8 protein-coding genes are annotated in these 14,689 nt (G+C 68.4%); 4 read left to right on the forward strand and 4 right to left on the reverse strand.

The window, feature by feature from the left end:
• Positions 1–34 precede the first annotated feature (34 nt).
• On the reverse strand, positions 35–532 hold the full coding sequence (locus tag G361_RS0129570; protein ID WP_155981840.1) for a GAF domain-containing protein: 498 nt from the start codon (positions 530–532) through the stop codon (positions 35–37).
• Positions 533–677: 145 nt separating this feature from the next.
• Positions 678–1,571 carry a ketopantoate reductase family protein gene (locus G361_RS0129575; RefSeq protein ID WP_019930753.1) on the reverse strand — a complete coding sequence of 298 codons (894 nt, stop codon included), beginning with the start codon at positions 1,569–1,571 and terminating at the stop codon, positions 678–680.
• 112 nt (positions 1,572–1,683) lie between these two features.
• On the opposite strand from G361_RS0129575, the gene G361_RS0129580 reads away from it, so the two are divergent.
• Both G361_RS0129580 and G361_RS0129585 read left to right on the forward strand, forming a co-directional pair.
• Positions 1,684–2,259, forward strand: coding sequence for a TetR/AcrR family transcriptional regulator (locus tag G361_RS0129580; RefSeq protein ID WP_019930754.1), 576 nt, complete (start codon positions 1,684–1,686; stop codon positions 2,257–2,259).
• Positions 2,260–2,386: 127 nt separating this feature from the next.
• A complete protein-coding gene (locus G361_RS0129585) occupies positions 2,387–5,893 on the forward strand; it encodes a tetratricopeptide repeat protein (RefSeq protein WP_019930755.1) in 3,507 nt (1,168 codons plus the stop codon).
• A 101-nt stretch (positions 5,894–5,994) separates the two neighbouring features.
• Here the strand turns inward: G361_RS0129585 and G361_RS0129590 are convergent, their stop codons facing one another.
• Positions 5,995–6,687 carry a type 1 glutamine amidotransferase domain-containing protein gene (locus tag G361_RS0129590; RefSeq protein WP_019930756.1) on the reverse strand — a complete coding sequence of 231 codons (693 nt, stop codon included), beginning with the start codon at positions 6,685–6,687 and terminating at the stop codon, positions 5,995–5,997.
• A gap of 307 nt (positions 6,688–6,994) precedes the next feature.
• On the opposite strand from G361_RS0129590, the gene G361_RS0129595 reads away from it, so the two are divergent.
• Positions 6,995–12,391, forward strand: a complete 5,397-nt coding sequence (locus tag G361_RS0129595; RefSeq protein ID WP_026343659.1) for a hypothetical protein — start codon at positions 6,995–6,997, stop codon at positions 12,389–12,391.
• Entirely contained in the window at positions 12,388–13,551 is a 1,164-nt protein-coding gene (locus G361_RS0129600; RefSeq protein ID WP_019930757.1) for a hypothetical protein, read from the forward strand. The genes G361_RS0129595 and G361_RS0129600 overlap by 4 nt, the downstream gene beginning before the upstream one ends.
• On the opposite strand, the gene G361_RS0129605 is transcribed toward G361_RS0129600, so the two are convergent.
• Positions 13,536–14,672, reverse strand: a complete 1,137-nt coding sequence (locus tag G361_RS0129605; RefSeq protein WP_019930758.1) for a HoxN/HupN/NixA family nickel/cobalt transporter — start codon at positions 14,670–14,672, stop codon at positions 13,536–13,538. The two genes, G361_RS0129600 and G361_RS0129605, sit on opposite strands and share 16 nt — an antisense overlap.
• Positions 14,673–14,689 lie beyond the last annotated feature (17 nt).

Raw genomic sequence — 14,689 nt, forward strand, 5'->3', positions numbered from 1 at the left:
ACCGGGTGCGCACGCTCGCGGTCCCGGGAGCAGTTCACGTCGGGGCGGCGTTGTCCCGGCGGGATGCGACGCGGGCCTGCGGCCGGTGGGCGGCGAGGGTGGCCAGGGCGCGGGGATACAGGTCGCGCAGCGCGGCCGCGAGTGCCCGGGTGAAGATGCTGCGGTCGCGGCCGTAGACGGTGAGGACGCCCGCGATCGTGCCGTCGGGGCGGGCCAGCGGCTGGCACAGCAGCGCGCCGACCCCCCAGCCGTGCAGTTCCTCGCAGCAGTCCCGCCAGCAGGAGGTTCGCTCGAGGTCGGTGACCACCACGGGGGTGTGGTCGTCGGCGGCGTCGCGGGCGGGGCTGTGCAGGTGCAGGAGCTGGGTTTCCTCGGCCATCCGGGCCTCGGGCGTGCTGGCGGCGACGATATCGAGTACGACACCGTCGTGGGCGGACAGTCCGACCAGCGGAGCTCCCGGGAGTTCCCGGAATACGGCAGCGATGTCCGGCGCCGCCAACGCGGCCGAATTTGAGGTGGTAGGACCGGACATGACGGACACCTCGGCTTTCACATACTGATTGCCTTCCCAGTCGGAGTTACCTGACAGCGACGGCCGGTAAACCTTTTCGCCCGAATCCGGCGTACCGAAGCTTCGCCGGCGGCCGTGGTCCGGCCGGGGCCGCACGTGGCCGTGGTCATGCCGCGGCCCACTCGGGCCGGACGGCCAGCAGCGCCGGAGTACCCTGCGGCGCAACGGAATTCATCTCGTCGATCAGTGTCGCCGGTTCGTCCTGCGGCGCCACCGAACTCGTCCGGACGAACGCCGGGATCCGGGTGGCCGACCAGAGCAGGGCGGCGACCACCGGCACGGGCAGCCGACCGGCGGTCCCGATCGGCCGGGGCGTGATGTGGTCTCCCAGCTGCCGAACCAGGCGCAATCCCTCACGCAGCGCTCGGGCCAGGGCCACCGCCTCGCGCCGGTCGATCCCCCGGCCGGCGCGGTGCGCGCGCAGTCCGGCCAGCAGCACCGGCACGATGAACGCCGCGTGGGTACGCAACCAACTCTGCATATCGGGGTGGGTGGCCGCGGGAATCCCGGCGTCGGAGAAGACGTCCGCCCACCCCTGATCCGACACGGTCGTGGGCAGCCGGTGCAGGATCTCCGACGACAGCCGGCCGTCCCGGATACCCGCCACGACGGACGGGAACCCGAAGACCGTGCGCTGCGCGCCGACCGCGTCGCGGAAGTGGTCGAGGGGTCGAAAGGTGTTGAACATGAACATGATCGCGTGCGCGGCGGACTCGGCCAGATCCGGCAGCAGGATATCGGCCTCGGCGGCGAGCACCGTGACCAGCACCAGATCCCAGGGCGTGCCGGTGTCCAGCCGATCGGCGACCCGCACCGCGGCGCGCTCGCCGGTGGTGGTGACGACGGCCCGGTCGCCGCGCAGGGTTTCCAACCGGGCGCCGCGCGCCACGACGGTGACGTCGTGCCCCGCACCGGCGAGCCGGAAGGCGAAGGTACTGCCGATGCCGCCGGGACCGATGACGGCGATGCGCAGGCGGGGGGCGGAAACGGGTCCGGACATGACGAATTCTCCTGATCTGCAACGGGATTCAGCGGCACACAATTCGGTCAACGACCGTAGACCGAGACTAGCAGTGCGATCGGGATTCGGTCAACCGTCGTAGACTGAGCGGATGAGCTCCCGACCCACCAGCCGCGCCGAGCAGCGCCGAAACACCGAATCCCGGATCCTGGCGGCAGCACAGCGGTTGTTCGCCGAGGTCGGTTACGACCGCGCCACCGTCCGCGCGATCGCGACCGCGGCGGAGACCGATCCCGGGCTGGTCATGCGCTATTTCGGCTCCAAGGACGAATTGTTCGCCCGCGCGGTGGGATTCGAGGCCGACGAGCTCGTCACCGGCACACCCGAGCAGGCGGCCGAGCAGTTGCTGACCGCGCTCGAGCACAAACTCGCCGCGACGCCGATCGACGCGCTGGCCGCGCTCCGCTCGATGTTCGGCCACCCCGACGCGGCCGCCGATGTCCGGTCGGCGATGGTCGCCCGCCAGCAACAGGCCGCGCAGCATCTGGCGACCGACGACGCGGATCTGCGCGCCGGTCTGATCGGCGCGCTCACGATCGGCGCGGTGATCGGCCGGTATCTGCTGCGCCTGGACGGCCTCGCCGACGCCGAACCCGAGCGGATCAGCGCGCTGCTGCGCACCGCCTTCCACGAGATCGCCCACGGCACACCGGCCGCGGAATCCTGATCGGACCGCGAAAAGAGCACGGCCCGAGGCGATCTCGCGGACTTTCCACCGGATGGAAGAGCGGTATCGGCGGCGAAATGTATAACGGAACGAATATTCATCGAGCGGAAAGACTCCGGGGGTAGCGATGTCCGTTGCGGGGCCGGCGTCCGGCGTGATCGTGGCCGGCGCGATACCGGCCGAGCCGGTGGGGTTCGTCGAACGCGATGTTCCGGTCCGGCTCGCGTCGGCCCTGGAACGGAGCCCGATCGTGCTGGTGTCGTCGGCGGACGGCCTGGCGGGGGTCGGCAAGACGCAGGCCGCGGCCGCGCGGGCACGGGCCGTGGCGTCGACCGGCGCGGGCCTGGTCGGCTGGGTGAACGCGGAAACCGAACTGGAAGTGCTCACCGGGCTCACCCTGGTGGCGGATCGGCTCGGTCTCGCCGACCCCGGTGGTGACGTCGAGCAGTCCGCCGGCCGCCTCCTCGAACATCTCGCGGACCGGACGGAACCCGCACTGCTGGTGTTCGACAACGTGTGTGATCTGAGCGTCGCCTACCCGTATCTGCCCCGGCACGGCGGCGCCAGGGTGATCATCACCGAAAACGGTTGTGTCCGTGGCGGTCTCGGTGAGACAGTACTCGTCGAGCCGTTCACCCGCGCGGAATCGGCGGCGTGGCTGCGCGGGCACGGACTCGATGCCCCCGACACCGCCGACGCGCTCGCCGCGGCGCTGGGCGGTCTCCCTCTCGGCCTCGCGCTCGCCGCCGCCACGCTCCGGAAGCACGCGCACCGGCCGGCACCGGCGCTCGGTCACCTCGACTACCTGGACCGGGTGGGCTCCGGCGGTATCGACGCCGCGCTGGACCTGGCGATCGAGGCCGTCCTGCTCGACGACGCGGACGGGCTGATCCAGCGCCTGCTGGCCACCGTGGCCGTACTTCCGTCGGACGGCGTCGAGACCCGGTCGCTGTATCGGCTCGTGGCCGACGACGCCGCGGGCGCCGCAGCCGTCGAGTCGGCCATCACCGAGTGCAGACGCGCTGCCCTGCTGGATCATTCGATCGACGGGCAGTCGATCATGATGCACCGCGAGGTCGCTCGCGCCGTCCGCGAACGACTCGGCGCCGCCGGCGGATTGCACTCCGCCGTCGCGGCGTCCCGGGCACTGCTGACGCCACCCGAACCCGCGAGTGGCGAAAGCGACGCCGATCGGGCGGCGGGCCCGAGTTCCGCGGACACGGCGGACGCGAACGCCGCGGTCCATACACTCGAGCTCGTGCTACGAGACCTCGAAAACCGGTGCGGCGTAACGCATGCGGAGACGATCGAGGCCCGCGACCGGCTGGCCGACGCCTATCGTGCCGCCGGGCGGCCGGAGCACGCGATCACGCTGCGGGAGCAGACGTACGCCGACCGCGCGAACACCCTCGGTGCGCTGCATCCCGACACGATCGGGTCACGCGATACCCTCGTCGTCGCGTATATCGATGCCGGGCAAGCGGATTCGTGCGTCACGCTACTGGAGCAGGCGCGGGACACCGCCGAGCGCGAGGCCGGCGCGAACCATCCGGACACGCTCGCCGTCCAGCGGCAACTCGGCCGTACCCTGTGCCACGCCCGGCGGTTCGACGACGCGATCGAACTGTTCGAGCGCATCGTCCCGCGCTGCGAGGAAATCCTGGGCCTGGATCATCCGGAGACGGCCGCGGCCCGGGACGACCTGATCATCGCCTGCCGGAGCGCGGGCCGGCACGAACGGGCCGTCACGGTGCTGGAACGGATCGCCGCCGAACATCGGCGGCTGCTCGGAACCGGGCATCGGCAGACGCTGGCCACCCGCGGCCGGTTGGCCGGGCTGTACCACTCGGTCGACCGCAACGACGAGGCGGCGGCGCTGCTCGAGGATGTGCTCGCCGGCTGTGCCGAGCTCGCGGATCCCGATCACGACGCCCTCGTCGGCTATCGCCAGCTGCTCGGGCAGTGCTACTTCGTCCTCGGGCGATACCAGGACGCGATCCCGCTGCTGGAGCGCACTCTCGCCGATCGCGAACGGGTGCAGGCCCCGGATCAGCTCGACACGGCGTGGATCAGCACGCTGCTCGGAATCGGTCTCGCCGAGCTGGAACGCCGCGACGAGGCGGTGCCGCTGTTCGAACGCGCCCTCGCCGAACACGAGGCCCGCCGCGGGGCCGACGATCGGGTGACCCTGGAGGCTCGCGAACGGCTCGCCTACACCCTGTTCCACTGCGAGGGCCGGGACGACGAGCTGATCCCACTCCTGGAGCGCGCATTGGCCGATCGCGAACGCCTCTGCGGCGCAGACGATCCCAAGACGGTGGTCGATCGCCGCAAACTCGTGGACGCATACCTCGCGGCCGATCCGAAACGGCGGGACGACGCCGTCGTGCTCCTGCGGCGAACCGTCGAATCCGCCGAGCGGATCCACGGTCCCGATCACACCGAGACCTTCGCCGCCCGGGAGAATCTGCGGACCACGTACTGGGCCGGCGGACGGCAGGACGAGGCGATCGCGTTGTCGGTGCGCATCCTCGCCGACCGTGCACGGGTGCTGGGCCCCGATCACCCGGAGGTCGTCGAGGCCACGAAGCTCCTGGCCTACCTGTACAGCGAGGCGGATCGGCACGCCGAAGCCGCAGTGCAGCAACAACGTATCCTCGCCCACCGGGAACGGACACTGGGCCCCGACCACCCGGACACGCTCGTCACCTGTACCAACCTGGCCCGCCTGTACCACCTCGCCGACCGGCCGGACGAGGCCGTGCCGTACTACGAGCGCGTCGCCGCGACTTGCGCACGTCTGCACGGTCCCGATCACGAGCAGGCCGTGCACCCCCGTCTCGCCCTCGCCATGATCCATGCACAAGGCGGGCGGCACGCCGAAGCCGCAGTGCAGCAGGAACATATCCTCGCGCACCGCGAACGCACGCTGGGCCCCGATCATCCGGACACCATCACGGCCTGTATCAACCTCGCCCACTCCTACCAGAGCAGTAACGGTGTCGCAGCGGCACTTCCGCTGCTGGAACGCGCGCTGGCCGCCATCGCGGCGACGGCGGGACCGGACGATGCGAGCACCCTGACCGCGGGCAACAACCTGGCCGGCGCGTACCGATCGGCGGGCCGGACCGATCTGGCGATCCCGCTGTTCGAAAAGGTCCTCGCCCGCAGGGAACTCCGGTACGGCCGCGACGACCCCGGCGTGATGATCAGCCGGAAGAACCTCGCGACCACCTATCTCGCGGCCCGGCGGTACGACGAGGCGATCGGCCTGTGCGAGCGGACGGTCGCCGACCGGGAACGCACTCTGGGGGCCGAACACCCGGAGACCCTGTCCTCACGCCACGACCTGGCGCACACCTGTGCCGCCGCGGGACGACTGAGCGAGGGTATCGCGTGGTACGAGCGCACCTTCCGCGACCGCGAACGCGTACTGGGAGCCGATCACCAGCACACCCTCGTCACCCGGCACAATCTCGGCCTCGCCTATCGCGCGGCCGGTCGGTACGACGAGGCCGCCGACGCGCTCGGCCACACCCTGGCCGGTCGCGCACGAGTGCTCGGGGAATACCACCCCGACACCATCAGAACCCGGGACGCCCTCGCCGGGGTGCGCAATTCACCGCGGCGATGACCCCGGCCGACCGTCCCCACCCGGCGGCCCGGCGCACTACTGCGCACCGTCTTCCATGAGATCGCCCACGGCCCGCCGGCCGCGGATTCCCGACGGCCCGGCTACGAGAGGACCTCGAGAATCTTCCGGGCGAGCGGTGCCGCCGAGGCGGGATTCTGCCCGGTGTACAGATTGCGATCGACCACGGTATAGGGCTTCCAGACCTCCCCGCGGGTGAAATTCACGCCCATCCGAACCAACTCGTCCTCGACCGTCCAGTACGCCTTCTCGCGCAGGCCGACGGCATCCTCCTCGTCGTTGGTGTAAGCCGTCATCCGATACCCGGCGAACGGCGACGTCCCGTTCCGCCTGGTCGCCAGAACGGCCACCGGCGCGTGACAGACGATCGCCAACGGCTTACCCGACGCGAGCGCCGCGCAGAGCAGCCGACCGGAGTCCGCGTCCCGCCACAGATCCTCCATGGGCCCGTGACCACCGGGGTAGTACACGGCGTCGTAATCGTCCGGACGCGCCCCGGCCACCGCGATCGGCCGCCGCAATTCCTCGGCCGAGCGCAGTATCTCCTCCTGCTCGAGCGCGATCTGCTCACTGCCGGCGATCGAGGGCCGCAGGCTCATGACATCCACATGCGGTACCACCGCGCCCGGGGTCGCCACGACAATCTCGTGACCCGCGCCACTGAGCGCCCGATACGGGGCAGCGAACTCCTCGGCCCAATACCCGGTCGCATGCCGGGTGCCGTCCTTCAATGTCCAATAACTCGCGCCGGTCACCACGAACAGAATTCTGGCCACAACAGCTCACTCCCTCGCAGGTTGCCGAGCCGTGAGCGGAGCAGTAACCACTGCCCGCGCACTCCGAGTTCCGCTCACTATAAACAGCGCCGCGGCCCGTGCGACACGACCGAGACCCGAAGGAAACCTCGGCGGGGGCGAGCGGGGGCGAATGGTGCGGTGCCCACGGATCGTCTGCCGGTGAAGCCGCTTCGAAAACGACTGGTCGGCATCGAATTTGCGGCAAGCAGAGCGCTGAAACCCTGTGCCGCAGGTCTATTCGGCGACAGTGAATCGCCACCGACGTCACCTGTGGCATGCTCGACACGTGCACAGCTCGTTGGTCCGGCAGTGTTTGCAGAAGTTCAGCGACGCGGAAATCGAGGAGTTGCTGGCCTCGAGTCCGGCGCTGCGCGAGGCGGTGCGGGCGGCAGCGAAAAGGCCGAAAACCGCACGGCTGGATGCACGGATGTTCCGCCACTGGGTGCGCATGCCGGTGGCGTCGGATCCGATGTTGCAGCATCTGCCGAAAATCTACGCACGGGAAATCCGGCAGCGCGGCGACAGCGGAGATCTGATATCCCGCACGGCCGGCGTGAAGGCTTTTCTCGCACTGGATTCGGACGACCTCACTCTGGAGGAGTTCACGAATATGCTGGACGAGTTCAGAACCGCCGCCCGGATCGGGCCGGACGCCGAGTACCCGCCGGATACCACCACCGTGGCCGACATCCTCGGCCGGACAACCGATCTCGACTCCGACCGGCTCGCCGGGGTGGTCGCGAGCCTGCGCGACCGGTCGCTGCGGATCGCCGAGGAATTGGCGGCCGCCGCCGCCGACATCCGGGCGGGCCGGCCCGTCCCGGCGGGGCCGGACCCGGTGTCGTCCTGGAACTCGTTGTTGCACAACGGATGGACAGAACTCGGGTTGCCGGAGATACCGCCGGGAGCGTCCTTCGAATTGTTGGAGACATTGCGCGACCGGCTCGCCGAACAGGAGCGGGTCGCCGCCCTCGCCGAACAGGAACTGCGCGCGAACGAGGAGCGGCTCGACAAGCTGCGCAAGGCCGCCGAGCACCTGCGCCCGCTGATCGCGGACGAGTCCCCCGGCAGCGGATTCGCGGACACCTATGCGAACGTGCTGGCCGAGATCGCGGAACTGGAAGCCGTCCTGGGGCTTTCGGAACCGGACGGCGGCACCGAGCAGACCGGCGATCCCGTCGACGTCGAGGCGTTCCCCGCGCCGGTCACAGCCGCACCCGGCTCCGCGGATGCCGGGTCCGCGGCGGCGAGCACAGCGTGGGAACTCCCGCCGAGGGCCGAGATCCAGGCAGATCCGGAACCGGAGGCCGACCGGCCCGCCACGGTTATCGCACCACCCGCGAACGAAGTTCTCGTCACCACCACCGACGAATCCATGGGCGACACGGTCACGGTGGGCGCGGCGGACGATGCGTACGAGGACGTCCCGGCGGCGGCTACCCCCGACTTCACCGCGGATCTGACCGCGCATGTCCGCGACGGCAAGTTCGGGGCGGCCTGGCTGGTGGCGCAGGCCGCCGGCCTGTCGGAGGCCGATGTGCTCGCCTACCGGCTCGCCGCCTCGGCATTCCATTCCGGGCCCGGCGGTATCGACCCGGCGGAGGTCCTGATCGGCCTCACCACGATGCTGGAGGGCCAGGAATTCGCGACGCCGCAATCGGCCGAAGTGGCACTCGCGGCGACCTTGCGGGCCGCGCTCACCGCCGGCTGGGTTCCCCGGTCGGAGCTGGAAACCATTGCCCGCCAGATCAATCCGGAGGTCGTCTGGCGAAATGTGGTCGATGCCACGATCGTCGCCTGTGATCGCAACTACCAGCACGTGCACAATTTCGGCGGCCGCCCCGAGAAGTCGATCAACGAGATCCACGAGAACGCGCGCACCCTGCGTGAAGATCTGGACCGGCAGCGGATCACGTTCACTCGCGCGGACAAGGTCCTCAAGTACCTGCTGCGAAAGCAGGAGCCCTTCGGCGCGGCGTTCGAAGCCATTCTGGCCCCGACGGTCGGCGACGAGCGAAAGACGGCCCTGGCCGAGGCGCTCGCCCGGCTGGAATCACCGGACGATGTCATCGAATTCGCCGACGATACCGTCAGCACCGCACAGCAGCGCCGCCATCCCATCGTGTCGAACGCGCGAACGAAATTGCGCAAGGCGGTGGAGTCGGTAGCCGTATGTGTGAGCGAGGCCCTGCACACCGCGATGACGGCGGTCGGCGATTCGCGAGCAGCGGCAACACAGGTGGCTCGGCACAATCTGATCGACGCCGCCAGAGCCGTCGACCTCACCGCCGATGTGGCCGGTCCCGGTGACGCGGCGTTGTACTGCCTTGCGGAATGGATCATCTCACCGGAGGAGAAGACGCGCGCGACGAGCGTGATCCAGGTGCTGCGCGATGAATCGCTGCAGATCACCTGCGCCGACCGCGACGACGAGGGCTTGCCGATCATCGACAGCGACAGGCGTGACCGGATCGTCGCCGAACTCCGCACACCGCGGTCGGCGCACGTCCTGTTCGACGCGTTCGTGTCGTGCGGTGATCTGCGGGAGGCGAGCCTGGTCGCGCGGCACACGGCGGAACTCCAGGCGCGGCTGGGTGCGGAACGGTCCGCGTGGGCCCGCCGCCTACGCCGTGAGGTCGACACGGTTCGCGCCGAACTGGGCCACACCTACGCCGACGACTTCACCAAGAATGCGTACGCCGAGGCCGAAGCCAGATTGGTGACGCCGGAAAAATATGACGGCGACCGTTTCGATGTGCAGATGCGCGATCTGCGCGCACTCCGTGACGAATTGGCGAAATACCGCAGCCGGACCGCGGCGGACCTGCGCACCTGGGTGGAAGAAATCGATGATCCGGTCAGTCGTGACCGGATCACCGCTCTGATCGACAGAGAGGATTTCATCGGCGCCAACGAACTGCTGGCGCTGGCACGAAGCGGTCTGCTCCCGGCATCCGATACCGACGACAGCCCGTTCGGCGCTCGGGTCTTCGACGCTTTCACCACCGCGCTGTCCCGGTTGAAGCTGCCCGCGAACTCGTCGATCCACGATGTGGTGGCGCAGTTCGGCGATGACCGGGTACTGGACGGGGCGGCGATCGAAAACGGCGATCTGTCCCGTCTGGCGCACTGGGACAACCTCTTCCAGAACGATAGGCGGGCCAATCGGCAGACCCTGGCGCCGATCCTCCGCGGCCTGGGTCTCGACACGCGTGGTGACATCCCGCGAGAGCCCAGCCCGGGAGCCCGCCACTTCGATCGCTTCCGGGTGAACGCCACTCCGGTGGACGGCTCGCTCGTGCCCGGATTGGGCAGTCGCGCAACACATTACGTGGTGGTCGCCACCGCGGATCACAAACTGCTGCGGGAGACCCTGTCGAATGCCTTTCCGACCAGGAACGGGCCCAATATCATCCTGTTCGACGGGGTACTGACACTGGACCAGCGGCAACAGTGCCTGAAAGTGTGCCGGGACCAGAAGATCAGCGCCATCGTGGTCGATCACGCGGCCGCGGCATTCGTCGCGGCCCGGTATCCGCGATCGTTCCGGGCGGTCCAGCAGATCACGCTGCCCTTCACATGCTTCATCCATTACACCGTCGTCGCCGGGAACGTTCCCGACGAGGTTTTCGTCGGACGCGCGGAAGAGTTGGTGACGCTCACCGACCGGGGCGGCAGCCTGTTCGTCTACGGAGGACGGCAACTGGGGAAATCGGCCCTGCTGCGCAAGATCCAGCGCGATTTCAATGCGCAGCCGGATCACGCCGCCATCTTCATCGACCTGAACTCGCACGGCATCGGCACCTGGGCGGATTCCCAGCGGCTCTGGCCGGTCCTGTACAACGAGCTCGCCCAGATCGACGGCATGGGTTTGAAGGAGAACCACGCCGTCCGCAATCCGGATCCGGTTGTGCGCGCTGTGCGGCAATGGCTGCAGGACAAGGAATCCCGACGATTACTGTTGCTGCTGGACGAGGCCGACGCCTTCCTGGAGAAGGAATCCGGCGGCCCCGCCACGCACGCCTTCCAGAACATCGGCCCGCTCAAGGGCATGTTCGACAATACGGCGGGCCGGTTCAAGCCCGTATTCGCCGGTCTGCACAAGGTACAACGGCTGCAGAATGTGGCCAATACGCCTCTGGCCCACGGCGGTCGTGATGTTCTGATCGGTCCGCTGGCAGCGACGCCTGCGCGCGACCTGGTCGTCAAACCGCTGGAGGCGCTCGGCTATCGGTTCGAGAACGCCGAGGCGATCTGGCGCCTGCTCGCCTTCACCAATCTGCAGCCGGGACTGATCCAGGTCGTGTGCAACGATCTGATCGCGCATCTGCAGTCGAGGCCGCTGCACAAGGACGAACCGCTGATCACCATCCGTGACTCCGATATCGATACGGTGACGCAGGATCCGCGCACGCGGGCGAAGATCGCCGAGAAGTTGCGTCTGACGATCACGCTGGAGGACCGGTACCGCGTGATCGCGCTCGCCGTCGCGATCATGTGCATGAACGACGCATTCCGGGACAAATACACCGCCGACGACATCCGCGAGCACTGCGAGATCTATTGGACCCAGGGTTTCGAGGACCTCAACAGCGCCGAATTCGAAGTCTATATGGACGAACTCGTCGGACTGGGTGTGCTGATCAAGGACGGCGACCGGTTCTCGGTGCGGTCACCGAACATCGTCACCATGCTGGGCACGAAGGAGCAGCTGGAGACCGAACTGGACGAGAACAAGGAACAGTTCGAACTACCGCACGAATACAACCCGCGTTCCACCCGGCGCGAGGTGACGGGCGGGAGAACGGCGGTGCGAAGTCCGATCAGCGAACACGATCTCAGCCAGATCATTCCGGTCAAGAACAAGTACGAGCCGGCCCGCAATTTCGTGCTCACCGGCAGCGCGGCACTCGGAATCGCCGATGTCGCGCAGGTGCTGAATTCGGTGGGCCACGAACGGGCCGTGGATGTCACCGTGCTCGACGACGTGGGCGCCGATACCCCGGCGGTGTTGTCCGAGTTCAGGTTCGCCGGTGGCGGAAGCAGTGCGCCGAGACTGCTTGTGATCGATGCGTCGCGCGCGCTCTGGCAGCACGCGGAGGCACTCGGTGACGCCGTGAAAACCATGCGCAAGCGCGCCCAAGGGCATCTGGCGGTCGTATTCGGCGCCGATGCGATCAGCGTGGCGAGGGAGATCGTCGCCACGCGGCCGGAATCCGAGACGCGGTTGATAAATTTGACCAAATGGTCGGGTGACGGTGTCCGGTCCTGGCACGACAATCCGTTCAACACTCCGGGCGATCGCAAGGAGTTGCTGAGCCACTCGGGCGGATGGCCCGAACTCGTCGAGCGGGCCGTCTCGGATGTATCCGACGGCGGCCGCAGCCATGCGGAAGAGTGGGAGCGGCTGTCCGGTTTCCCACAGGACCGGGCGGCTGCCACGGAATTCCTGCGCAGCGTCGGTGTCGACCACGATGCCGGGGAACTGCTCGGCCAATGGGCAGATCTCGGCGGCTCGGCCAGTTACGAGCCGATCGTGGACCTCGCCGAGCTCCTCGGCTGCCGCGCCGACGAGATGCAGTCTCTCGCAGACGATCTCACCACGCTCGGAGTTCTCGACGAACAACACGCGCAATACCGAATCGACCCCGTGGTCGCGCGGGCACTGAGCAAACTGGCATGAGGCACGCACCCGTCACCGAGTTCTACCCGAGACTGCCCGGTCCCGCGCGCTTCATCGGCGAGATCGTCGCGGGACTGCGGCTGGGCAAGTCGGTGGTCGTCGTCTTCCCCGAGGCGATGGTCGAGGCGGGCGTCGCGGACGCGATACTCGGTGAGATCGCCGTCGAGAACGGGCGGGCCGAATACTGCGACCCGTCCGCGGAACCGTTCCCCACCCGCATCCTGACCACATTCGGCGTCGACCCGCTACATGCCCGCGCCTACGAGGAGTGGGACACGATCATCGGGTGGACGCCCTGGCACGGGTCGTGGGTACTGATTCCCGGCTGGCATCACCAGGATGTCGGCGAGATCGTGCGCCGCTGGCCGGCCCAACTGAACGCGTGCGGATTGTCGATCGAGGACCGCCCGAAACTCGTCATCGCGGTCCGGTTGGCGGATCTGCCGCGGTCGACCATCACCCATCTGGACCCGGCCGGTGTCGCGGTGCACTGGTGGTGGGGTGTGCTCGATCGCCTCGACACCGAGATCCGGCTGAGCACGATCTCCGAACAGGCCGTCGATCCGGTCGACGCCGCAGTCATCGCGGAACTCGCCGGCTGGGATCTGCCCTGTGTGGACCATCTTTTCGGCAACTGGGACCGGACCAGCGCCGGGCTGCCGGACGCGGTGCGCGACTATCGCGCCCGCGCACGGCATCAGGACCCCAAATCGGTAGTGGCGCAACGGCCACCGTCGCGCCGGGGGCTCACCGCCCCACCGGTCGAGCTCGAACGGCACTGGCGGGAAGGACTCGTCGATCGCTGGGGCCGCACCATTCGATCGGCGCCACACGCCCTCGACGATGCCGAGGTGACGAGGCGAATGTGGATGGCGCACAACCGTGTCCTCATCCCGCATGTGGACGAGGAACGTACCCGATTCGAGCGGACGATCCTGAAAAAGGCGTCGCCGCAGGCCTTGCACGGTCTGGCCCGGCGCAACGACGACATCATCGAGATCGGTTCGCTGGCCTGGCTGGTCGAAACCCGGCGGGTCGACATCGGTTCCAGGGATCGGCAACGGCTGCAGACGTTTCGGGACCTGCGCAACGATCTGGCCCACCACAAGCCGATCACGGACGACCTGCTGCGGCGAGTTCTGGACTACCTCGAGGATTGACCGGGCTCGGTCACCGGGGCGGTGCCCGGCGGCAGCGCGGTGGTCCAGCGCTGCTCGAATCGGCCGTAGCGCCAGGCGGTCAGCGCGACGACCCAGGTGAGGACGAACAGGCCGGCGATCAGGAAACCGACGGCGTTCAGGTTCAGGCCGGCGATCCAGCCCCAGGCTCCCCCGGTCCAGCCCAGTCGGCCGGCCAGCAGGCCGAGCAGTTCGATCGTGCCGATGACCAGGGCGACGACCACCGACAACGCGGTGACGGTGATGTTGTAGTAGACCTTCCGGACGGGTTTCGCGAAGGCCCAGCCGTAGGCGAAGTTCATGAAGCTGCCATCGATGGTGTCCAGCAGGCTCATACCGGCGGCGAACAGGATCGGCAGGCACAGGATCGCGTACCAGGGCAGTCCGGCGGCGGCGCTGGTCCCGGCCAGTACCAGCAGCGCGACCTCGGTGGCGGTGTCGAAGCCGAGCCCGAACAACAGCCCGACCGGGTACATCTGCCAGGGCCTGGTGATCGCGCGCAGCACCGGTGCGAGCAGGCGGTTGAACAGACCTCGTTGTGCCAGTTGGCGTTCCAGTTCGGCCTCGTCGTAGACGCCGGTGCGCATCCGCCGGAACACGCGGATCACACCCACGAGGACAACGAGATTGAGGATCGCGATCACGTACAGGAACGTGCCGGAAACGGTGGTGCCGATCAGGCCGGCGTAGCGGTGCAGGGCCGAACCGTCGTCCTCGACCGGGCCGGCCAGCGCGCGGACCCCGAGCGACAACAGCAGCGCCAGCCCGAACACGACGCTGGAATGCCCGAGGGAGAAGAAGAATCCGACCGACAGCGGTCGCTGCCCGTCGTTCATGAGTTTGCGGGTGGTGTTGTCGATCGCCGCGATGTGGTCGGCGTCGAAGGCGTGCCGCAGCCCGAGGGTGTAGGCGGTGAGCCCGACCCCGATGCCGAGGGTGCGGCCGCCGAGGTCGAAGTGCCGCGGCGCCACGAACGCGACCAGGGTGACCCAGCCCACGATGTGCAGGGCCGCGATCAGCGCGCCGAGCAGGGCCAGCCGCAGCCATTCGGCCCGGGTGAGGGACGGTCGAAAAGGATTGCGCTGCTGCGCGAGTGACGGCATGGCGAGCCCCTCTGCAC

Origin of the sequence: Nocardia sp. BMG111209, assembly GCF_000381925.1 — a bacterium.
In the GTDB taxonomy this organism is placed as follows: domain Bacteria; phylum Actinomycetota; class Actinomycetes; order Mycobacteriales; family Mycobacteriaceae; genus Nocardia.